The sequence below is a fragment of the Inquilinus sp. Marseille-Q2685 genome (assembly GCF_916619195.1).
In the GTDB taxonomy this organism is placed as follows: Bacteria; Pseudomonadota; Alphaproteobacteria; order DSM-16000; family Inquilinaceae; genus Inquilinus.
Window position 1 is genome coordinate 50,398 of the sequence record NZ_CAKAKL010000015.1, and the last position, 20,466, is coordinate 70,863.

19 protein-coding genes are annotated in these 20,466 nt (G+C 70.7%); 11 read left to right on the forward strand and 8 right to left on the reverse strand.

From position 1 onward, the window contains the following. Positions 1–6: 6 nt before the first annotated feature. The 3 genes from LG391_RS34040 to LG391_RS34050 form a co-directional block, all read right to left on the reverse strand. On the reverse strand, positions 7–1,725 hold the full coding sequence (locus LG391_RS34040) for an ABC transporter ATP-binding protein (protein ID WP_225773529.1): 1,719 nt from the start codon (positions 1,723–1,725) through the stop codon (positions 7–9). A 14-nt stretch (positions 1,726–1,739) separates the two neighbouring features. Beyond that, a complete protein-coding gene (locus LG391_RS34045) occupies positions 1,740–2,336 on the reverse strand; it encodes a DUF2585 domain-containing protein (protein ID WP_225773531.1) in 597 nt (198 codons plus the stop codon). Positions 2,337–2,435: 99 nt separating this feature from the next. Beyond that, positions 2,436–3,881, reverse strand: a complete 1,446-nt coding sequence (locus LG391_RS34050; protein WP_225773623.1) for a phospholipase D-like domain-containing protein — start codon at positions 3,879–3,881, stop codon at positions 2,436–2,438. 157 nt (positions 3,882–4,038) lie between these two features. Between LG391_RS34050 and LG391_RS34055 the strand changes: the two genes are divergently transcribed. The 3 genes from LG391_RS34055 to LG391_RS34920 all read left to right on the forward strand — a co-directional run bounded on the left by LG391_RS34055 (position 4,039) and on the right by LG391_RS34920 (position 7,639). Continuing rightward, entirely contained in the window at positions 4,039–4,656 is a 618-nt protein-coding gene (locus LG391_RS34055; RefSeq protein WP_225773533.1) for a GntR family transcriptional regulator, read from the forward strand. Further along, positions 4,653–5,114 (forward strand): OsmC family protein, encoded by a 462-nt coding sequence (locus tag LG391_RS34060; protein ID WP_225773535.1) that lies wholly within the window; start codon positions 4,653–4,655, stop codon positions 5,112–5,114. The genes LG391_RS34055 and LG391_RS34060 overlap by 4 nt, the downstream gene beginning before the upstream one ends. 494 nt (positions 5,115–5,608) lie before the next feature. Then, positions 5,609–7,639: a calcium-binding protein gene (locus LG391_RS34920; protein WP_304608584.1), complete on the forward strand. Its 2,031-nt coding sequence runs from the start codon at positions 5,609–5,611 to the stop codon at positions 7,637–7,639. Between the two features lie 48 nt (positions 7,640–7,687). Here the strand turns inward: LG391_RS34920 and LG391_RS34080 are convergent, their stop codons facing one another. The 3 genes from LG391_RS34080 to LG391_RS34090 all read right to left on the reverse strand — a co-directional run bounded on the left by LG391_RS34080 (position 7,688) and on the right by LG391_RS34090 (position 11,286). Next, positions 7,688–9,133 carry an FGGY-family carbohydrate kinase gene (locus LG391_RS34080; protein WP_225773537.1) on the reverse strand — a complete coding sequence of 482 codons (1,446 nt, stop codon included), beginning with the start codon at positions 9,131–9,133 and terminating at the stop codon, positions 7,688–7,690. Continuing rightward, positions 9,130–10,071 (reverse strand): ABC transporter permease, encoded by a 942-nt coding sequence (locus LG391_RS34085; RefSeq protein WP_225773538.1) that lies wholly within the window; start codon positions 10,069–10,071, stop codon positions 9,130–9,132. Before LG391_RS34085 ends, LG391_RS34080 begins: the two co-directional genes overlap by 4 nt. Before the next feature lie 291 nt (positions 10,072–10,362). Then, positions 10,363–11,286, reverse strand: coding sequence for a substrate-binding domain-containing protein (locus tag LG391_RS34090; RefSeq protein ID WP_225773540.1), 924 nt, complete (start codon positions 11,284–11,286; stop codon positions 10,363–10,365). Positions 11,287–11,413: 127 nt separating this feature from the next. On the opposite strand from LG391_RS34090, the gene LG391_RS34095 reads away from it, so the two are divergent. After that, entirely contained in the window at positions 11,414–11,737 is a 324-nt protein-coding gene (locus LG391_RS34095) for a cupin domain-containing protein (RefSeq protein WP_225773542.1), read from the forward strand. Continuing rightward, entirely contained in the window at positions 11,721–12,770 is a 1,050-nt protein-coding gene (pseG, locus tag LG391_RS34100) for a UDP-2,4-diacetamido-2,4,6-trideoxy-beta-L-altropyranose hydrolase (RefSeq protein WP_225773544.1), read from the forward strand. Before LG391_RS34095 ends, pseG begins: the two co-directional genes overlap by 17 nt. A 10-nt stretch (positions 12,771–12,780) precedes the next feature. On the opposite strand, the gene LG391_RS34105 is transcribed toward pseG, so the two are convergent. Further along, positions 12,781–13,071 carry a dodecin gene (locus LG391_RS34105; RefSeq protein WP_225773547.1) on the reverse strand — a complete coding sequence of 97 codons (291 nt, stop codon included), beginning with the start codon at positions 13,069–13,071 and terminating at the stop codon, positions 12,781–12,783. Between the two features lie 56 nt (positions 13,072–13,127). Then, on the reverse strand, positions 13,128–13,736 hold the full coding sequence (locus LG391_RS34110) for a UdgX family uracil-DNA binding protein (RefSeq protein WP_225773548.1): 609 nt from the start codon (positions 13,734–13,736) through the stop codon (positions 13,128–13,130). A gap of 331 nt (positions 13,737–14,067) precedes the next feature. Here LG391_RS34110 and LG391_RS34115 point away from each other — a divergent pair, with 331 nt between their 5' ends. The 6 genes from LG391_RS34115 to LG391_RS34140 are packed head-to-tail and all read left to right on the forward strand — an operon-like array spanning position 14,068 to position 20,342. Beyond that, positions 14,068–14,616, forward strand: a complete 549-nt coding sequence (locus LG391_RS34115; RefSeq protein WP_225773550.1) for a spore coat U domain-containing protein — start codon at positions 14,068–14,070, stop codon at positions 14,614–14,616. 22 nt (positions 14,617–14,638) lie between these two features. After that, on the forward strand, positions 14,639–15,355 hold the full coding sequence (locus LG391_RS34120) for a molecular chaperone (protein ID WP_225773552.1): 717 nt from the start codon (positions 14,639–14,641) through the stop codon (positions 15,353–15,355). Then, positions 15,324–17,798 carry a fimbria/pilus outer membrane usher protein gene (locus LG391_RS34125; protein ID WP_225773555.1) on the forward strand — a complete coding sequence of 825 codons (2,475 nt, stop codon included), beginning with the start codon at positions 15,324–15,326 and terminating at the stop codon, positions 17,796–17,798. Before LG391_RS34120 ends, LG391_RS34125 begins: the two co-directional genes overlap by 32 nt. A gap of 14 nt (positions 17,799–17,812) precedes the next feature. Next, on the forward strand, positions 17,813–18,358 hold the full coding sequence (locus LG391_RS34130; RefSeq protein ID WP_225773557.1) for a spore coat protein U domain-containing protein: 546 nt from the start codon (positions 17,813–17,815) through the stop codon (positions 18,356–18,358). Between the two features lie 23 nt (positions 18,359–18,381). After that, on the forward strand, positions 18,382–19,380 hold the full coding sequence (locus LG391_RS34135) for a spore coat U domain-containing protein (protein WP_225773559.1): 999 nt from the start codon (positions 18,382–18,384) through the stop codon (positions 19,378–19,380). Positions 19,381–19,400: 20 nt separating this feature from the next. Continuing rightward, positions 19,401–20,342 carry a helix-turn-helix domain-containing protein gene (locus LG391_RS34140; RefSeq protein WP_225773562.1) on the forward strand — a complete coding sequence of 314 codons (942 nt, stop codon included), beginning with the start codon at positions 19,401–19,403 and terminating at the stop codon, positions 20,340–20,342. Positions 20,343–20,466 lie beyond the last annotated feature (124 nt).

The following is a 20,466-nucleotide window of genomic DNA, read 5'->3' on the forward strand; positions in this document are numbered from 1 at the left end:
GGCCACTCACCGCATCCCGTATTGCGCGTCGTGCAGCCGGCGATAGAGGCCGCCGGCGGCGACCAGGTCGCGGTGCCTTCCCTGCTCGGCGATGCCGCTGGCGTCGACCACCACGATCCGGTCGGCGTCCTGGATGGTGGCCAGACGATGGGCGATCACCAGGGTGGTGCGGCCCTGCGACAGCTCGGCCAGAGACTGCTGGATCGCCCGCTCGGTCTCGGTGTCGAGCGCCGAGGTCGCCTCGTCCAGGATCAGGATCGGCGGGTTCTTCAGGAACATGCGGGCGATCGCCAGGCGCTGCTTCTGGCCGCCCGACAGCTTCACCCCGCGCTCGCCGATCACCGTGTCCAGCCCGTCCGGCAGGCCGGCGACGACGCCGTCGAGCCGGGCGCGGCGCGCCGCCTCCATGATCTCGGCCTCGGTCGCGCCCAGCCTTCCATAGGCGATGTTCTCGCGGATCGTGCCGGCGAACAGGAACACATCCTGCTGCACCACGCCGATCTGCCGGCGCAGCGAGGCCATGGTCATGTCGCGGATGTCGATGCCGTCGATGGTGATGCGTCCGCCCTGGACCTCGTAGAAGCGCGGCAGCAGCGAGCAGATCGTGGTCTTGCCGGCGCCCGACGGGCCGACGAAGGCCACCGTCTCGCCGGCCCGGATGGCCAGGTCGATGCCGCGCAGCACCGGCGTGCCGTCGCCATAGCCGAAGCTGACGCCCTCGTAGCGGATGTCGCCCTTGAGCGACGGGACCTCGACCGCGCCCGGCCGGTCGACGATGTCCGGCTCGGTGTCCAGGAGCTCGGTGTAGCGGCGGAAGCCGGCGATGCCCTTGGGATAGGTCTCGATCACCGAGTTGATCTTGTCGATCGGGCGGAAGAACACGTTGACCAGCAGCAGGAAGCCGACGAAGCCGCCCTCGCTGAGCCGGCCGGTCAGCACGAAATAGGCGCCGGCGATCATCACCACCATCTGGATCAGCCGCATGCTGAGATAGCTGAGCGAGGTGCTGGCCGCCATGATCCGGTAGGCGTCGAGCTTGGTGCGGCGGTAGTTCTGGTTGTCGTCCGCGAACAGGCGGCGCTCGTGCTCCTCATTGGCGAAGGCCTGGACCACGCGGATGCCGCCGACATTCTCCTCGATCCGGACGTTGAAGTTGCCGACCCGGCCGTAGAGCGCCTGCCAATTTCGGGTCATGCGGCCGCCGTAGCGGCTGGTCAGCCAGGCGGTCAGCGGCACGATCGCCGCGGTGATCAGCGCCAGCTCGAGATGGACCGTCAGCATCAGCGCGAAGGCGCCGATGAAGGTCATCACCGCGATGAACAGGTCCTCCGGCCCGTGATGCGCGACCTCACCGATCTCCTCCAGGTCCTTGGTCAGCCGGCCGACCAGATGGCCGGTCTTCTGGTTGTCGAAGAAGGAGAAGGACAGCTTCTGCAGATGGTCGAACGCCTTCCGCCGCATCTCGGTCTCGATGTTGATGCCGAGCATGTGGCCCCAATAGGTCACAACCGCCATCAGGCCGGTGTTGGCGACGTAGATCGCCAGCAGGCCGGCTGCGGCGAGCAGGATCAGCGGCCAGTCGCCGCTCGGCATCAGGCTGTCGACGAACAGCTTCACCGCGATCGGGAAGCCGAGCTCGAGCAGGCCGGACACGATGGCGCAGCAGAAATCGAGCAGGAACAGCCCGCGATGCGGCCGGTAATAGGCGAAGAAGCGTCTCAGCATCGGTCGTCTCGAATTCAGCCGCCGGACTGCCAGACCCGGATCGAGTCGACGGGGTGCAGCAGCATCAGCACGTTCAGGGTCAGGTTGTCGCGGATCAGCCAGCCGGTCAGCAGCTCGAAGAACACCGCCAGCGCCACGGTCAGCCACACCGGCGCCCGCGCCGCGAAGACGAAGCCGGCGAGCATGAAGCCGATGTCGAAGACCGAGTTCAGGACGCTGTCGCCGGTGTAGCCCAGCGCGATCGTCGCCTCGCGGTAGCGGTCGATCACCATTGGGCTGTTCTCGGCGATCTCCCAGGCCGCCTCGACGGCGATGGCCAGCAGAGCCCGGGCGCCGAGCGGCAGGCGACGGGCAAGCAGCCAGGTCAGCCCGAAGAACAGGAAGCCGTGGATGATGTGCGACGGCGTGTACCAGTCGGCGATGTGCTGCGAGTTGTCGGCGCTCATCACATCCGGCGCCCACAGCTTGACCGTGCCGCAGGCGCAGATCGGCACCCGGCCCATGGCCAGCAGGATCGCCGCCGTCGCCGCCACCATGCCGAGACCGAGCAGGAGGGTGATGCGCCACGCCGGCCCGGCCGGCCGCACCGCCTTGGAGAGTCCGTTCACCATGAGCGCAGTCCTAGCACGGCCGGAAGCCTGCGAAGCATTCGCAGACGTCGGGACGACGCGCCGGATTCGGCATGGCGGGGCGGATCACGGCGGGACGGATCAGAGATACGGCGAGGCCAGCCACACCGTCCGGTTGCGCAGCCGGGTCAGGAACGGCCGGGCCCGCAGCGTCGCCAGCGTCTCCGGCCGGGCCGAGGCGATGCGCTGCCGGATGGCGGCGTCGACCGCGCCGGCCACGCCGCGGTCGTAGATCTCGACATCCAGCTCGAAGTTGAGCCGCAGGCTGCGCGAATCGAGGTTGGAGGAGCCGATCAGCGCCCAGGCGCCGTCCACCGCCATCAGCTTGGAATGGTCGAAGGGGCCGGTCGCCCGCCACACCCGGCAGCCGGGCCGCAGCACCTGGTCGAGCTGCGCCGTCATGGCGGCGTCGACCAGCGCCAGGTTGTTCACGCTGGGGATGACGATGTCGACCTCGACCCCGCGCTGCGCCGCGATGGCCAGGGCGCTGGTCAGCGGCAGGTCGGGCAGGAAATAGGGCGAGCAGATGAGGATCGAGCGCTGCGCCACGGCGATCGCGCCCATCACCAGGCTGTGGTTCGAGCCGAGGGTGACGTCCGGCCCGGACAGGATGGCCCGGGCCAGCACCGACGGCGCCGGCTGCGGCTGCGGCAGCGACTGCCAGGCGCGGCCGTGCAGCCGCTCGCCCGTGGTGAAGCGCCAGTCCTGGACGAAGGCGGCCAGCAGGCTCTGCACCATCGGGCCGCAGATCCGGGCATGGCTGTCGCGGGCCGGCGGCCCGTCGGCATGGGCGGTGGAGAACTGGGCCCGGATGTTCATGCCGCCGGTGAAGGCGGTCTCGCCGTCGACCACCAGCAGCTTGCGGTGGCAGCGCAGATTGGCATAGGGCAGCTTCAGGCCGATCACGTTGCCCATGAAGCGGGCCGTCCGGACGCCGCCGTCGCGCAGCAGGCCGACGATCTGGGGCCGCGAATAGCGCGCCCCGATGGCATCGATCAGCACCCGCACCTGGACGCCGCGCCGGGCGGCCTCGATCAGCGCCCCGGCGATCTCCCGCCCGACCGCGTCATTGTCGAAGATGTAGCTCTGCAGCGCGATCGAGGACCGGGCGCCGCGGATCGCCTCCAGCATCGCCGGATAGGCCTCGTCGCCGCCCTGCAGCAGCCGCAGGTCGTTGCCCGGGGTCACCGGGAAGGGTGAGACCCGGTCGCCGAGGCGCTGCAGCGAGGCGAATTGCGGCGCCGAGGCCGCCGCCACGTCGATCGCCGGGCCTGTCTCCCGGTCGTCCATGCCGGCGCCCGACCGCCGCCGCCGGCGCGCGATCGCGGCGCGGCGCACCCGGTTGACGCCCAGCACCAGATAGATCAGGGCCCCGAGGATCGGGTTCAGCACGATCACGCCGACCCAGCCGGTGGCGGCGCGCACGTCGTCCTTGGTCATGATCGCATGGATGGCGCCGGCGATGCCGAGCACGAGGCTGGCCGCCAGCACGATGTCGGACCAGTACGTCGTCCAGAAGCCGCTCATGCCGTCCACGGGTCGGTTGCTCCGCCACACCCCTGCCAGGACCAGGGAATCCCGGCAAGGACCGGCAGGCGACATCCGCAGCATAGCGGTCCTCCGACGTCGGTCGAACCGGCACGGCGGGGTTGATGCGACGTCGATTCTCCTATATTTTGGATCCATGGATCCAAATTCGATTGCCGATGCGCTGCGGCTAGACATCGAGGCGCGCCTTCTGCCGCCGGACACGGTGCTGCGCCAGGAGAGCCTGGCGGAACGATTCGGGGTCAGCCGCCAGCCGGTGCGGCAGGCGCTGGACCGGCTGCTGGCCGAAGGGCTGGTGGTGCGCCGGTCCGACCGCAGCCTGGCCGTCGCCGGCCTGTCGGCGGGGGAGAGCCGCGATCTGGCCGCCCTGCGCGTCCTGGTCGAGGGCGAGGCCCTGCGCCTGTCGCTGCCGCGGCTGGAGCCGCGCGAGCTGCGCCGGGCCGCGCGGCTGGCCGGGGACCTGGCCGAGGAAGAGGATCCGGCGGTGATCGAGGAGCTGGACGTCGCCTTCCACGCCGTCCTGTACGGCGCCTGCGGCAACGCCCGCATGCTGCGCCTGATCGATTCGCTGCGGCGGGAAGGACGGCGCGCCTATGCGCTGCAGCCCCCCGGCTCCGCCTTCCGTGCCGCAATGGCGGCGCAGCACGAGACCATCCTCGCCGCCTGCCGGGCCGGCGACGCCGCCGCCGCGGTCGCCGCCCTGGCCGTCCATCTGCAGACGGCAGCCGATCCGCAACCAGGAGAGACCTCATGAGCCACTACCAGGCCACGGTGCTGTGGCAGCGCCCGCCGGACGTCGCCTTCACCGACAGCCGCTACAGCCGGGCGCATCTCTGGCGATTCGACGGCGGCGTCGAGGTGCCGGCCTCGGCCTCGCCGCATATCGTGCCCCCGCCCTTCTCGGCCCCCGAGGCGGTCGATCCGGAGGAGGCCTATGTCGCCGCCCTGGCGAGCTGCCACATGCTGACCTTCCTGTCGATCGCGGCCAAGCGCGGCTTCGCTGTCGACCGGTACAGCGACACGGCGGAGGGGGTGATGGAGAAGAACGCCGAGGGCCGGCTGGCGGTCACCCGGGTGGTGCTGAACCCCCGCGTGACCTATGCCGGACCGGCACCGGACCGGGCCGCGGAGGAGGCCCTGCACCACGCCGCCCATGAGCAATGCTTCCTGGCCAATTCGGTGAAGACCACCGTCGAGACCCGGCTGGGCTGACGCTTCCACACCATCGCGGCCGGCCCGGGGGCGTCCCGGGCCGTCGGGCCGGCGGCGAAGGACATCCGGTCATGACATACGATTATATGCATTCGATGCATAGGGACCATGCAAAAAGCGCAATCAAAAGAAAGCTCACTCCTCAGAACTGAAATTTAGTTCCAACTCATGGACCATTTGAGAGTTGCAGAGCGCTCCCCATTCGCCGGCGACAACGAAACAACTCCATATCTGGAAATTTCCATCCGTTCTCTGTCATCCGCGAAATCATTTCGGCGAAATATGAAATAATATTGCTTATTTTAGAAATATTAAAATCAATAGTCGAAATTTCATAATGAAAAATCTTAAATAAATTCTTCATACTAAGAAGAGTCTCCGGCATCGTCATGATCCTTTAAGTTGTTTGTAAACGACGATTTTGTGATCGTAGGCCGATAGCGGCGCCGTGCGCCGGCAGCCGATACTGGAACACGCGATAGCGGAGAACGAATATGGCATTGTCACTTGAGCTCCTTGGGCTGCTGGGCATCAATCTGGAGGACACCGACGACGAGGTGCTGACCGGTGGCAACATCATCGATGTGCTGAGCGGCGGTGCCGGTAACGACGTCATCGAGGGCAAGGGCGGCGCCGACGTCATCAGCGGCGGCGACGGCATCGACACGCTGAGCTACGAGACCTCGCCGGCGGCGGTGCGGGTCAGCCTGGTGCCCGGCCTGCTCGGCCTGATCAGCCTGAACAACGGCGGCGACGCCACCGGCGACCTGGTCAGCATCGGCTTCGAGAACGTCGTCGGTTCGGCCTTCGCCGACACCATCACCGGCAACGACACGGGCAACACCCTTGCCGGGCTCGCAGGGGACGACACCCTCGACGGCGGTGCCGGCAACGACCTCCTCATCGGCGGCGCCGGGGCCGACCGGCTGGAGGGCGGCACGGGCGTCGACACCGCGAACTACAGCGAGTCGGGTGCCAGGGTGACCGTCGACCTGGCGGCCGGGACGGGCGCCGGCGGCGATGCCGAGAACGACACGCTGCTCAACATCGAGAACGTGGTCGGGTCGCGCTTCAACGACATCCTGGTCGGCAGCACCGCCGACAACGCGCTGAGCGGCGGGGCCGGCGACGACACCATCACCGGCGGCGCCGGGAAGGACGCGATCGACGGCGGCACCGGCTCCGACACGGCGAACTACTCGACCTCGAACGCGGCGGTCACCGTCAACCTGGCGACCGGCATCAACACCGGCGGCCATGCCTCCGGCGACGTGCTGACGGCGATCGAGAACCTGACCGGCAGCCTGTTCGACGACAGGCTGACCGGCAGCGACGGCGCCAACATCCTGAACGGCTACCGCGGCACCGATATCCTGGTGGGAGGCGGCGGCAACGACACCCTCATCGGTGGTGTCGGCGCGGACAGCCTGGACGGCGGCACCGGCGTCGACACCGCCTACTACTCGAACTCCACGGCCGCGGTATCCGTCAACCTCGCGACCAACGTCAACACCGGCGGCGAAGCCTCCGGCGACTCGATCACCAATGTCGAGAACGTCGTCGGATCGTCCTTCAACGACACCCTCACCGGCGATTTCCGCGAGAATGTCCTGACCGGCCTGGCCGGCAACGACGTCCTCAGCGGCGGCGCGGCCAACGACATCCTCGCCGGCGGGACCGGGGCGGATGTGCTGAACGGCGGAGCGGGTATCGACACGGCGACCTATGAGAGTTCGTCGGCCGCGGTGTCCGTCAACCTGGCCACCGGCACCGGCACGGGCGGCGATGCCCAGGGCGACACGCTGACCGGCATCGAGAAGGTCGTCGGCTCGTCCTTCGCCGACACCCTGACCGGCAACAGCGGTTACAACGACCTGCGCGGCGGCAGCGGCAACGACGTGATCAATGCCGGCGACGGCACCGACGACCTGCGCGGCGGCGGCGGGGCCGACACGCTGAACGGCGGCAACGGGTTCGACACCGCCTACTACTACGAGAGCAACGCCGGCGTGACCGTGAACCTGACCACCGGCCAGGGCTTCGGCGGCCATGCCCAGGGCGACCTGCTGATCGACGTCGAGGCGGTCGCCGGATCGCAGTTCAACGACACTCTCACCGGCACCGCCGGGCACAATATCCTGCGCGGTTATGCCGGCGACGACGTGCTGCGCGGTGGCGGCGGCCAGGACACGCTGTACGGTGACGCGGGGGCGGACAAGTTCGTCTTCACCGCGACCAGCGACAGCAACACCGTCACCGGCGTGGACGTGATCGCCGACTTCGGCCAGGACCAGGCCGACAAGATCGACCTGGCGGGGATCGACGCCAACACCGGCGTCGCCGGCGACCAGGCCTTCACCTTCATCGGCACGTCCGCCTTCAGCGGCGCGGCCGGGCAGCTGCGCTTCGAGACGACCGCCGACGGGACCGTCATCCAGGGCGACGTCAACGGCGACAAGGTGATCGACCTGCAGATCCTGGCCGACGGCTCGGTCAGCTTCACCGCAAGCGACTTCGTCCTGTAAGCGAAGCGAATCGCGTGTTCGGGGCCGCCCTTCGGGGCGGCCCTTTTTTCATTCCGCCCCTTCGGCGGCGCGGCGCCGGGCCTCCTCGGTGGCCCGGCGGAACCGGTCGAGGCGCCGCACGGCCCGGGCCGCGCGGTCCGGCCGCGGCGCGTGCACGGCGCCGACCGCATCCGGCGGCACCGGCCAGCCCAGCGCCGCCGCGGCGATGCGGTAGCCGCCCATCGCCGTGGTCGCCGTCGGCAGGTCGGCGCATTCGACAAGGCGCCCGGTCGCGTCGGCGATCAGCTGCGGCCAGATCCGGCTGGCGCCGCCGCCGCCGGTCAGCCGGATCGGCCCGGGCATCGCCGCCATCGCGTCGAGATTGTTGCGCAGCGCCAGCGCCACCCCTTCCAGCACCGCATAGTGCAAGGCGCCGCGGCCCTGGGCGATGTCGAGATCGAGCAGGGCGCCGCGCAACGCCAGATCGACGAAGGGCGACCGCTCGCCCTTCAGATAGGGCAGGAACAGCGTCTCCGGCAGCGCCGCGTCGGCGGCCTCCGCCTCGGCATCCAGCACCGCGAGCTCGGCGCCGGCGATCCGGCCGAACCAGCCGGCAGCGTCGCCGGCGGTCAGCAGCGGCGCGATCTCGATCGCCCAGCCGGCGCGCGGATGCGCCAGGGTGGTGAAGGGGCGCGGCAGCGCCGCGGGGTCGAGCGGCCGGCTGCGCGCGACCCAGCCGCTGGTGCCGAGATAGACATGGAGCTGGCCGTCGGCCGCCGCGCCGATCGTCGAGGCCGCGGCGTCGCCGCAGCCGTTCACCACCGGGCAGCCCGGCGGCAGGCCGAGCGCCCGCGCGGCAAGGGGCAGCAACTCCCCGATCACCGCATCCGCCGGCAGGATCGGCGGCAGCAGGGCGGGGTCGAGGCCGACGGCCTCCACCAGCGGCGCCGACCACTCGCGCCGGGCGATATCCATCAGCCCGACGGTGGTGCCGGCCGCCGGGTCGGTGGCGATCCGCCCGGTCAGGCGCAGCGCCAGATGGTCCTTGGCGCCCGGCAGGATGGTCGCGACCCGCCGCGCCGCCTCGGGCTCCGCCTGCTGCAGCCAGCGGAACTTGGCGACCGTGTTCAGCGGCCCGGGCGCGTTGCCCAGCACCGCCGGGGCGCCTGCCGCCAGCAGCCGGTCGCGAATCGCCGGGAACACGGCGCCGCTGCGGCCGTCGCTGTACAGCAGCGCCGGCCGGACCGGGCGCCCCTCGGCGTCGAGCGGCACCAGGTTCTCCATGGTGCCGACCAGCGCGATCGCCCGCACCGACTCGCGCAGCGCCGCCGGCAGGGCGGCGCAGGCGGTGGCGGCGGCGGTCCACCAATCCTCCGGGTCCTGCTCCTGCCCGCCGCCGGGACTCGCCCGGGTCGGATGGCGGGCTTCGACCTGCCGGGCCGGCCGGCCGTCCTCGCCGAAGGCCACCAGCTTCAGCGCCGTGGTGCCGAGGTCGAAGACCAGAAGGATGCTCATCGTGCCGCCGCCATGCCGAAGCGGCGCAACATCACCGCGCCGATGATGATCGCGCCGGTGACCATCTTCTGGAAGAAGGGATCGACGTTGAGGATGGTGAGCCCGTTCGCCAGCACGGCGATGATGGCGACGCCGACCGCGGTGCCGAGTAGGTTCGGCCGGCCGCCGCGGAAGGCGGTCATGCCGAGGAAGACGGCGGCATAGGCCGGCAGCAGCAGGCTTTCGCCCATGGTGTGCTGGACGCTGCCGAGCCGCGCCGCCAGCAGCACCCCGGCCAGGCCGGACAGGGCGGCGGCGATGGCGAAGACGGCGACCACCGGCCGGCCGATCGGCACGCCGGACAGGCGCGCCGCCTCGCGGTTGCTGCCGATCGCGATCAGCCGCCGGCCGAACACGGTCAGGGCCAGGGTGCCGCCGGCTGCGAGCAGCACCGCCAGCATCCACAGGGTCAGCACCGGCACCGGTCCGGCCGCGGTTCGGGCCAGCGCGGTGAAGCCGGGCGGGATGCCCTGGAACAGGCTGGCGCCGCCGGACAGCCAGTAGGCGAGCCCCGAGGCGATGGTGCCGAGTGCCAGCGTGGCGATGAAGGACGGCGCCCTGAGCCCGTGCACCACCAGCCCGTTGAGCCCGCCGACCAGGCCGCAGGCCAGCAGCGTCAGCAGGATCGCCGGGCCCGGCCCGAGGCCGGCGGCCAGCAGCTTGACCGCCAGCACGCCGGCCAGCGAGGCGACGAAGCCGACCGACAGGTCGAACTCGCCGATCACCATGACGAGGGTCGCGGCGGCGGCGACGATCGCCAGGATCGCCATCTGCTGGGTGACGTTGAGCAGGTTGGCGGCGGTGGCGAAGGCGTCCGGCCGCGCCAGGGCGAAGCCCAGCACGATCGCTGCCAGCGCCGCCGGCGTGCCGAAGCGCTCGACCAGCCGCGCCTCAGCCATCACGGCGTGCGCTCCGGACCATCCGGTCGCTCGCGGGTGAGGCCTGTTCGGAATTCGGCGACCCGAACCGACGCATGTTTTCCACACTCCCCCTCCCCTCGCGGGAGGGGGTAGGGGGAGGGGGTGCCGAGGACAGGAGCTGACGTGGAGTGACCCAGATGTCTGCGGGGCCGGCGGCGACGCTCGATATTGTACCGACGGCGCCAAACCCCTCCCCCTTGCCCCCTCCCGCAAGGGGAGGGGGAGGATAGAAGGGATGGATCTGCCTGACGGCGCTGGCCTGCGACGGTCTCACGGGCAGGTCACGCCCAGGCTCTCGCGCGTGACCAGCGTGCCGGGGGCGTAAAGCTCGGCCGCGTCCGGCTTGCCGCCGGCGAAGACCTTGGCCATCTGGCCGGCGGTGATCGTCGCCATCTCCGCGAAGTTCTGGCGCACCGTGGCGATGAAGGGCGTGCATTGCCCGATCAGCTCCACCGCCTGCGGGTTGCCGTCGATCCCGGCGATGACGACGTCGGTCCGACCGGCCGCCTGCAGCGCCAGGAGCGCGCCGATGCCGGGCTCGTCCCAGGCCGCCCAGACGGCGTCGATCGCGCCCGGCGCCGGATGGGCGGCCAGCATCGCGTCCATGGCGTTGCGGCTGTCGTCGATCTGGCCCGGCACCTGGACGTAGTGATCGGCCACCTGGCGGATGCCCGGCGCCGCCTGCAGCGCCTCGTCCAGCGCGATCTCGCGCTGATGCACGCCGGGATGGGCCGAATGGAAGAAGCGGACGATCGTGCCCTGGCCGCCCAGCCGGCCGAACAGGTGGTCGGTCATGGTCCTGCCGAGGGCGTGGTTGTCCGAGGTGACGTTCAGCGTCACCCCCGGCCCCGTCGCCCCGTCGATGGCGAAGACCGGGATGCCGGCGGCCGCGGCCTTGCCGACCTGGTCCTGGATCTGCGCCGGGTTGATCGAGACCAGAACGACGGCTCCGGTGCGGGCGTTGACCACGTCCTCGACCCGGCTGGCCAGGGCGCCGAAATCGCCGGCGGTGTCGACCACCGAGACGGTCCAGCCGCGCTTCTCGGCATCGGCCTTGAAGGTCTCGACCATCTCGCCGGTGGCGACGGCGGAGAGATAGGGCGTCAGCACCGACACCGTCTGGGCGGCGGCAGGGCCGGCCGTTCCCGCCGTGACCGCCGCCGCGAGGGCGATCGCCCCCATCCATCCCCGCATCGTCCGCCCCTCCTCCTCGTTTTCGTCTGTCTAGCCGCTCCGCCCGGGGCTGACAACGACCGGCACCGCTTGCTCCCGGCCGCGCCAGCCCGCACTGTGGGCGCCGATCGAGCGGGAGCTGAACACCATGGCCTTCCAAGATGCGCCGCGGGCGGTGCCGACCGTGCAGCAGGATGACGACACCGTCCGGATCACGCGCTGGGACTTCGAGCCCGGCGCCGCGACCGGCTGGCACCAGCACGGCCACCCCTATTTCGTCGTCATGCTGCGCGCCGGAACGCTGCGGATCCACAACGGCGAGGACGAGACCGCGGTGCCGCTGGCCGAGGGCCAGTCCTATATGCGTCCTGCCGGCATCCGCCACGACGTGATGAACGGCTCGCCGCACCCGATCGCCTTCGTCGAGATCGAGATCAAGCGGCCCGGCGCCCTCGATGGCTGGACCGTCTGAGGCGCCGCGCGTCGCCTTCCGGCTGGACGCGTCGGGCGCGATCGGCGGTGGCCACGCCATGCGATGCCTGTCCCTGGCCCGGGCGCTGGCCGATCGCGGGGCGGACTGCCTGTTCCTGGTGAACGGGGAGGCCGAGGCGGTGGTGCCGGCCCTGGCCGGCGTCGCCCGCCGGGTGGTCGGGCCCACCCCGGAGGCGGCGGTGGCGGCGGTCCGCGCCGCCTGGCCGGACGGGGCCGATGCGGCGGTCTGCGACCTCTATCGCTGGACGGCGCCGGAGGAGCGGATTTTCGCCGCTGCCGCGCGGCGCCTGCTGGTGATCGACGACCTGATCGCGGCACAGCATCACTGCGACCTGCTGCTCAACCAGAATTTCGGCGCCGACCCGGCCGGCTATGACGGGCTTCTGCCGCCCGGCTGCCGGCGGCTGATCGGCCTGGACCACGCCCTGCTGCGGCCGGATTTCGCGGCGCTGCGGCCGGCGGCGCTGGAGCGGCGCCGGGAGGCGGGGCGGCCACGGACCATCCTGGTTTCGCTCGGCCTGACCGATGTCGGCGGCATCACCGGCCGGGTCTGCGCCGCCCTGGCGGCGATCCCGGACTTCGCCCGGGCCGAGGTGGTACTGGGGCCGGCGGCGCCGAGCATCCCGCGCGCGCGGACGATCGCCGCCGCCGATCCGCGCATCCGCTGCCATGTCGGGCTGGACGACATGGCGCAGGTCATGCTGCAGGCCGACGCGGCGATCGGCGCGATGGGCAGCAGCTCGTGGGAGCGCTGCTGCCTCGGCCTGCCGACGCTCGCCGTCACCCTGGCCGACAACCAGCGGCCGACGGCGCTGGCCCTGGCCGCGTCCGGCATCGTCGCGCTGGCCGGCGATGCGGCGGTGCTGGACGACGCCGCGCTGCGGGCGGCGATCGCGGCCTTTCTGGCCGATGCCGATCAGCAGCACCGTCTGTCACAGGCCTCGGCGGCCTTGTGCGACGGGCTGGGCGCGGGCCGGGTGGCGACGGCCCTCCTCGATTCGCTCGACGGCTGAGCGCCGGCCGTCAGGCCACCGGCCCGGCCTCGGCGACGGGGAGATCGGCCTGGTCCGCCGCCCGCCCCTCCCGCTCCGCCACCGCCTGGGCATGGGCGTGCTCGTAGCGGAAGCCGAGGCGCAGCACGACCTGGTAGTGGCCGACGCGATCGCCCTCGATATGGCCGCGGATCTCCTTCACCTCGAACCATTCGAGGTTGCGCAGGGTCTTCGAGGCGGTGGCGATGGCGCCCTGGATCGCGTCCTCGAGGCTGCGTTCGGAGGAGCCGGCGAGCTCGGTGATGGCATAGGTGTGGCCCATGGCGATTCCCCTGTTGCCTATCCGGGGAATGGCGGGCCCGCCGGTCCGGTTCCGGATCACGCTGCGGCGGCCCCGGCAACCGCCCCGGCCACCACGGCGAGATCCTTGACGAACTCGGCATAGGCGCGGCGCCGGGCCTCGGGGTCGGGCACGCGCAGCAGGGAGGACGGATGGACGGTGACCAGCCCCTGCAGCCCGCCCGGGAAGGCCAGGATCCGGCCGCGGTTCTGCCCGATCGCGAGCGGCCGCCCCGCCAGTGACCGCGCCGCCGTGGCCCCGAGGGCGACGGTCAGCCGCGGCCGGATCAGCGCCAGCTCGCGGTCGAGCCACCATTTGCAGCGGTCGATCTCGAAGGCGTTCGGGGATTTGTGCAGGCGGCGCTTGCCGCGCGGCGCGAACTTGAAGTGCTTGACCGCGTTGGTGATGTAGGCGCGGTCGCGGGGGATGCCGGCCTCGGCGAGGGCCTTGTCGAAGATCCGCCCGGCCGGGCCGACGAAAGGCCGGCCCTGCAGGTCCTCCTGGTCGCCCGGCTGCTCGCCGACGAAGACCACCAGCGCATCTTCGGGGCCTTCGCCGAACACGGTCTGCGTCGCCGCCTTGTACAGCGGGCAGCGCTCGCAGCCTCTCGCCTCGGCCGCCACGGACTGGAGGGTTTCCTTGGGCATGCCTGGACAATGGCGCCGGCGGAACGCCGGTTCCGGCGTCTGCGGCGAAGGACCATAGGCCCCCGGTTCCAGCGGATTTCAGCCTCCCGACGATACCCCCGGAAGATCTTCTCAAAATCGGGACAGATTGCTGTTGCGGGAGTTCAGATAAATTATCTAAAATTTGATACAAATCAGCTCGAACACGGTTCCGGGGGACGGATCCGCCTTCGGAGCACGCCATCAGAGCGCACGACTCGCCTGCAGGCCAATTTCGGCCAGGGGAAAGGGGGTGCGGGCTGAACCGGGCAATTGCAGAAGCCCGGCCTCATAACATGGTTTGGAGAGGATGATGAAGGCAGTTACCCCGATCCTGGCCGCGGCCGCCCTGGTCGCGACCGGGCTGTACACAGCGGCGGACGCCGCGACCGCGCAGGGCAACCTCCAGGTCAAGATCACCATCACCAAGGAATGCCAGGTCAATGCCGGCAGCGGCGGCACCGGCGCCGGCGACGCCGTGCTCGACTTCGGCAGCCATGGCGTGCTGAACGGCAATGTGGACGGCCAGACCGCGACCAGCGGCACCGGGTCGATCCAGGTGCAGTGCACCAACGGCACGGCCTATCAGATCGGCCTCAACGCCGGCCTGAACCCGTCCTCGCCCGGCGACGTCAACACCCGCCGGATGAAGAACGGCACCGAGTTCGTGTCCTACCAGCTGTACCAGGACTCGGCCCGGACCACCGTCTGGGGCAACACCACCGGCGCCGGCGGCAACACCGTCTCCAAAACCGCCGACGGCACGGTGCAGAGCACCCAGGTCTTCGGCCGCGTCCCGCCGCAGACCACCCCCTCGGCCGGCGTCTACACCGACACCGTCACCATCACCGTCACCTACTGACCGCCAACCCGAGGACACGCCGATGCGCAGGCTTCTCGCGCTTCTGGCGGTGGTCCCTGGGCTGGTCTTCGCAGTCGACGGGCGGGCGGCATCCCTCCAGGTGTCGCCCGTCTCCGTCGACCGGACCGCGCCTGCCCAGGCGTCTTCCGTCAATCTCCGAAACAACGGCGACCGGCCGGTCAACGTCCAGATCCGCGTCTACAAATGGACGCAAAGCGGCGGCGAGGACCAGCTGGCCCCGGCCACCGACGTGGTCGCCAGCCCGCCGGCCGCGTCGCTGCAGCCGGGCACGACCTACACCATCCGCGTCGCCCGCACCGCGGCGCCGGTGACCAGCGGCGAGGCGACCTATCGCCTGCTGGTCGACGAGCTGCCCGAGGTCAATGTCCGCCGGCCGGCCGACGCCATCAACCTCGTCATCCGCTACTCGATCCCGGTGTTCTTCGCCGACCGGACCGCCGGCGCCGAGCTGCGCTGGGACGTCCGCCGCGACGGCGGCAGCCTGGTGGTCGAGGCCACCAACACCGGCAGCCGCCACGCCAAGATCGCCAACCTGACGGTCGCCTCGCCCGCCGGCCAGGTCGCCTTCGGCCAGGGGCTGAACGGCTATGTCCTGCCGGGCAGCACCAAGCGCTGGGTCGCCGGCGCCGGGGCCCAGCGCATCCAGCCGGGCAGCAGCGTCACCATCACCGCCAAGGGGGACGATTATGCGGTCAACCAGACGGCGACGGTCCGCTGAGTCGCGCGTCGCCACCTGGTGCCTGCTGATCGCCCTCGGCGCCGCCGGCGCTGCGGCGCCGGCGATCGCCCAGGACGCGCCGTCCTCGCAGGACGTGCCACCACCCGACGTGCCGCCCCCCGACGCAGCGGATCCGAGCCAGGACCTGCTGCTGGGCGTCATCGTCAACGACCGTTCGACCGGCACGCTGGCCACCTTCAAGCGCCTGCCGGACGGCCGGCTGGCAGCCACGCCGGGCGACCTGCAGACCGCCGGCATCAAGCCGAAGATCGGCACCGTCGGCGCCGAAGGGCTGGTCCCGCTCGACAGCCTCGCCGGCGTGACCTGGCGCTATGACGAACCGAAGCAGGTGGTGGTTTTCACCGCCCCCGACGATGCCCGGGTGCCGACCAGCGTCGATGTCGGCTCCGGGTCTCGGCCGGTCGACCTGTCCGCCGTGCGCTCGGATCTCGGCTTCCTGATGAACTACACGCTGTACGGCACGTCCCAGTACGACTGGGGCAACGACGGCAGCACCAGCACGCTCAGCGGCAGCTTCGACGCGCGAATCCTCACGCCCTACGGCATCGGCTCGACCACGGCGCTGGCCCGGGTCAACGACTTCGACCGTTTCGACGACGAGAGCAACGGCTTCATCCGCCTGGACAGCGCCTGGCGCACCACCGATCCGGAGAACCTGCTGGTCTACCAGGCCGGCGACAGCATCTCGGGATCGCTGTCCTGGACCTCGTCCTACCGCTTCGGCGGCCTGCAGTTCAAACGCAACTTCGACATCCGCCCGGATCTGGTCACCACCCCGGTGCCGAACCTGGCCGGCACCGCCTCGGTGCCCTCGACCCTCGACCTCTATCTGAACAACATCCGGGTGTTCTCCGGCGAGGTTCCGGCCGGGCCCTTCGACTTCACCGGCCTGCCCTTCCTCGGCGGCGGCGGCGACGCCCGCATCGTCATGAAGGACGCCCTCGGCCGCGAGGTCGTGACCCAGCGCTCCTACTTCTTCGCGCCGGACATGCTGCGCGAGGACTTCTTCGACTTCTCGGTCGAGCTCGGCTTCGTCCGCCTCGGCTACGGCGACAGCTCGTTCAAATACGACCGCAGCCTCGCCGGCTCGGCCAGCATCCGCTACGGCCTCACCGACCGCGTGACGCTCGAGGGCCATTTCGAGGCCACCCGCGGCCTGATCAATGGCGGCGCCGGCGTCGTCACCAGCCTCGGCCCCTATGGCGCCGTCAACGCCTCGGCCGCCGCCAGCCAATACGGCGCCAAGGACGGCGACGAGACCGGCGGCAAGGTCTCGGCCTTCTACCAGGTCTCCCGCCTCGGCTGGTCCTTCTATGCCGGCGCAGACCGCATGATCGGCGACTACAACGATGTCGGCCTGGTGGTCGACCGCCGCCACGGCAACGACGCCCCGGTCTCCTCGCGCGCCCGGGAGATCCTGCGCACCGGCCTGTCCTTCCCGCTCGGCTTCGACCCGTCCTCGCTCAGCCTCGGCTTCTCCCGCATCCGCGGCGCCGGCGAGAACGGCGACTCGTCGATCCTCACCGCGTCCTGGTCGCGCACCATCTTCGACGACGTCTCGGTCTACGTCACCGGCTACGGCGATTTCGACGACCGCAGCAACTACGGCGTCTTCGCCGGCGTCACCATCCCGCTGGGCGGCGACATGACCGCCTCGGCCAATGTCTCGCGCACCGGCAACCGCACCAGCTTCGACACCAGCCTGACCAAGTCCGCGCGGCTCGAGGAAGGCTCGCTCGGCTGGGCCGTCCGCGACCAGGAGACGGTGGACGGCACCGGCAACCGCTCGGCCTCGGTCAACTACCGCACCGCCGTCGCCTATCTCGCCGGCTCGCTCGAGCAGTCGGGCGACATGGGCCGGATCACCGGCACGGTCGAGGGCTCGATCGTCGCCGCCGGCGGCGGCGTGTTCCTGGCCAACCGGGTCGACGACGCCTTCGCCGTGGTCAAGGCCGGCGGCCCCGACGTCGAGGTCTCGCTGAACAACCGCCGGGTCGCCACCACCGACTCCAGCGGCCGCGCCTTCGTGCCCTATCTGCAGTCGTACCAGAACAACACGATCTCGATCGATCCGGCCAACCTGGCGCTCGACCTGCAGCCGGACGCGACCCAGACCGTGGTGGTTCCGGCCGACCGGTCCGGCGCGGTGGTCGATTTCGGGGTGAAGAAGGTGGACGCCGCCATCGTCACCCTGACCGGCCCCGACGGCAAGCGGCTGCCGGTCGGGTCGGTGGTCCAGCTCGACGGCACCGACCAGGCCACCGTCGCCGGCTATGACGGCCGCACCTACCTCAGCGGTCTGTCCGGCCGGAACGGCGTCACCGTCACCCTGCCCGAGGCCGCCGGCACCTGCCGCGCCGGCTTCGACTACCAGGCCGTCGCGGGCGCCCAGCCCGAGATCGGGCCCGTCCCCTGCCGCTGAGAATGGAGGATCCCATGCGCTCCTCATATCTCATCGCCCTGGCCGGCACCGCCATCGCCCTGGTCCTCGCGGCCGGCTGGCTGCCGGCCCGGGCCCAGGAGGCGCCGCAACAGGGGCCGGCGCCGACCGCCGGCCTCGGCGCGCTGCCCGGCGACAACGCGCCCGGCACCGCCGGCCCGCGCGTCGCCGGCGCCTCGGCGCTGCGCATCGCGATCCCGATCGAGCCCGCCTGCAGCGTCGACCGCGACGCGCGCCTGACCTTCCCGGGTCTCGCGCCCGGCGGCGGGGCCGTCGACGGCGCCGGCAGCGTCGCCATCGACTGCACCCGGGGCCTGCCCTATCTCCTCGCCCTCGACGCCGGCGGCGCGCCCGCCGTCCCCACCCGGCTGTACAGCGATCCCGGCCGCCGGAGCGTCTGGGGCGACCGGCCGGGCATCGACACCGTTCCCGGCAGCGGCACCGGCGCCCCGGTCACCGTCCCGCTCTATGCCCGCGCCGCTCCCGCGGCGGGCGCCCCCGCCGGCGACCGTGCCCCGGTCCGCCTCACCGTCGCCTATTGACGATGTCCAGGAAGCCCGCCGCCATGACCGCGCTGCCCCGCCTGCTCCTCTTCACGCTTTCCACCGTCGCGACGGTGCTGCTGGCGGCCGGCGCCCAGGCACAGACCTGCAGGGTCACCGGCATCAGCAACTTCGGGACGACCACGGTGGACATCGTGCCGAACGCAGCGGCGTCCACGACCGGCGAGGTCAGCTACAACTGCTCGGCCCGCACGCCGTTCACCGACGTCCGGCTCTGCGCCTATATCCGCGCCACCGGCAGCCAGGTCGGCCCGAGCGACTACGCCTTCTACCAGACCCGCGACACCGATTCCCGCCTGGCCTGGGAGATGAGGGAGCAGTTCAACCGCCGCTATGCCCGGGACGGCGGCGGCAGCGCGTCGACCGGCGGCATCAAGCTGTATGTCGTGGGCGGCGGCACCACCACGAACATCAACGGCACGAACACGCTGACCCTGACCTATCTCGACCGGCAGCAGCAGGACCGTGTCCGGCCGGGCACCTACACCGACACCTATCAGCTCGTCACCAGGTACCTGTTCAACTCCGGCAATGCGAGCTGCGAGGCCGGCCTCAGCAACCCGACCGGCACCATCACCACCAGCTTCACCGTCACCTCGATCGTGCCCAAGAACTGCCAGTTCGAGAACTTCCAGGATATCGACTTCGGCTCCTGGGGCTCGGTCTCGGCGGCGCGGGCCAGCTCGACCGGCGTGCGGCAGTTCGGCAATGTCGGCATCCGCTGCACCTACCAGACGCCCTACAGCATCACCATCGGCGACGGCCAGAACGTCAGCGGCGGCACCCGGCGCATGCGGAAGGGCACCGACTATCTGGCCTATGCGCTGTTCCAGCCGGGCTGCAACACCGCCTGGACCACGGCGTCGCCGCTGGCCGGCACCGGCACCATCGTCAGCGCGATCAACAACCACCAGGTCTGCGGCCAGCTCACCACCCCGCTGGCGGTGGCGCCGGCGGCGGGCACCTACACCGACCTCGTCGTCGTCACCGCGACCTTCTGAGGAAAGGCTTGGGGGACTCCATGGGCGAGCAACAAGACAGCACCGCCGGCATGACGGCGAAAGGCCGGCTCAAGCTCGCGATCCTCTACGGCACCCGGCCCCGGGACCTCGACCTGGTGCGCGGCGAGATCCGCCCCCTCGCGGATCTGTTCGAGCTGCCGATCGCCGGCGATCACATGCCGCAGATCCGCTCGCTGGAGCCGGATCTGGTCCTGGTCCATCTCGGCTCGCTGCCCCGGCCCGTGGACGTCGCCTTCGCCCGCCGCATCCTCGGCCCCTTGCGCGGCGCGCGCAAGCTGGTCGTCGTCGGCGACCGGGACCTGATGACCGCCAGCGACCTGGCCTTCGACCTGATCGGCCACGTCGTCTACGACGAAGGCCTCGGCGACGCGGCCATCCGCATGCTGATCCGGCGCAACCTCGCCTTCCTGGCCGGCTTCCGGCGGAAGATCGGGCGGATCGATTCCACCCTCGACCGCATGGCCGACCTCAGCCAGGACATCGTGGCCCAGCATGCGGAGATGCTGAGCCTGCATCACGACGGCCCGGCCGGTCCGGGCCATGCCGGCGGAGGAGGCCCTGCCATGACCGACAGCCCGGTCGCCCTGATCGACGCCTCGCTGGCGATCATCAAGTCGCTCGCCGGCGCGCTGGGCGACGAGTTCGTCAGCGTCGAATACGTCCAGATCCTGATGTTCCTGCAGCGCAGCCGGCTGGCCGGACGGCGCGGCGTGTCGGTCAGCGAGCTGTGCGGCCTGATCGACGCGCCCTATTCCACCACCGTCCGCCGGATCGACGAGCTGGCCAAGAAGAGCTACCTGCGCAAGAGCGTCGACCCCATCGACAAACGCCGGATCAATGTCGAGATCGCCGGCCCGTCCGTCGCCATCGTCGAGCGCTTCCTCGGCGGGTTCAAGGCCTCGATCGGCGGGCTGCTGGGAGGATCCGACGGCTCGCCCTGACGGACGGCCGACATCGGACAGACTTGATCGGCAATGCATAAATTCTCATTGCGGCCGCCCCGCGCCCGAGCAGAACTCATCCGCTTCAGACAAATTCCTATCGCGTCGATATTGAAGCTTCCCG

Coding starts and splice junctions, on each gene's coding strand:
- LG391_RS34060 (WP_225773535.1), top strand. CDS start 4,653: ATGAGCCACTACCAGGCCACGGTGCTGTGGCAGCGCCCGCCGGACGTC.
- LG391_RS34140 (WP_225773562.1), top strand. CDS start 19,401: ATGGGCGAGCAACAAGACAGCACCGCCGGCATGACGGCGAAAGGCCGG.
- LG391_RS34055 (WP_225773533.1), top strand. CDS start 4,039: ATGGATCCAAATTCGATTGCCGATGCGCTGCGGCTAGACATCGAGGCG.
- LG391_RS34120 (WP_225773552.1), top strand. CDS start 14,639: ATGCGCAGGCTTCTCGCGCTTCTGGCGGTGGTCCCTGGGCTGGTCTTC.
- LG391_RS34105 (WP_225773547.1), bottom strand. CDS start 13,071: ATGGGCCACACCTATGCCATCACCGAGCTCGCCGGCTCCTCCGAACGC.
- LG391_RS34135 (WP_225773559.1), top strand. CDS start 18,382: ATGACCGCGCTGCCCCGCCTGCTCCTCTTCACGCTTTCCACCGTCGCG.
- pseG (WP_225773544.1), top strand. CDS start 11,721: ATGGCTGGACCGTCTGAGGCGCCGCGCGTCGCCTTCCGGCTGGACGCG.
- LG391_RS34110 (WP_225773548.1), bottom strand. CDS start 13,736: ATGCCCAAGGAAACCCTCCAGTCCGTGGCGGCCGAGGCGAGAGGCTGC.
- LG391_RS34040 (WP_225773529.1), bottom strand. CDS start 1,725: ATGCTGAGACGCTTCTTCGCCTATTACCGGCCGCATCGCGGGCTGTTC.
- LG391_RS34130 (WP_225773557.1), top strand. CDS start 17,813: ATGCGCTCCTCATATCTCATCGCCCTGGCCGGCACCGCCATCGCCCTG.
- LG391_RS34095 (WP_225773542.1), top strand. CDS start 11,414: ATGGCCTTCCAAGATGCGCCGCGGGCGGTGCCGACCGTGCAGCAGGAT.
- LG391_RS34050 (WP_225773623.1), bottom strand. CDS start 3,881: ATGAGCGGCTTCTGGACGACGTACTGGTCCGACATCGTGCTGGCGGCC.
- LG391_RS34090 (WP_225773540.1), bottom strand. CDS start 11,286: ATGCGGGGATGGATGGGGGCGATCGCCCTCGCGGCGGCGGTCACGGCG.
- LG391_RS34085 (WP_225773538.1), bottom strand. CDS start 10,071: ATGGCTGAGGCGCGGCTGGTCGAGCGCTTCGGCACGCCGGCGGCGCTG.
- LG391_RS34125 (WP_225773555.1), top strand. CDS start 15,324: ATGCGGTCAACCAGACGGCGACGGTCCGCTGAGTCGCGCGTCGCCACC.
- LG391_RS34080 (WP_225773537.1), bottom strand. CDS start 9,133: ATGAGCATCCTTCTGGTCTTCGACCTCGGCACCACGGCGCTGAAGCTG.
- LG391_RS34115 (WP_225773550.1), top strand. CDS start 14,068: ATGAAGGCAGTTACCCCGATCCTGGCCGCGGCCGCCCTGGTCGCGACC.
- LG391_RS34920 (WP_304608584.1), top strand. CDS start 5,609: ATGGCATTGTCACTTGAGCTCCTTGGGCTGCTGGGCATCAATCTGGAG.
- LG391_RS34045 (WP_225773531.1), bottom strand. CDS start 2,336: ATGGTGAACGGACTCTCCAAGGCGGTGCGGCCGGCCGGGCCGGCGTGG.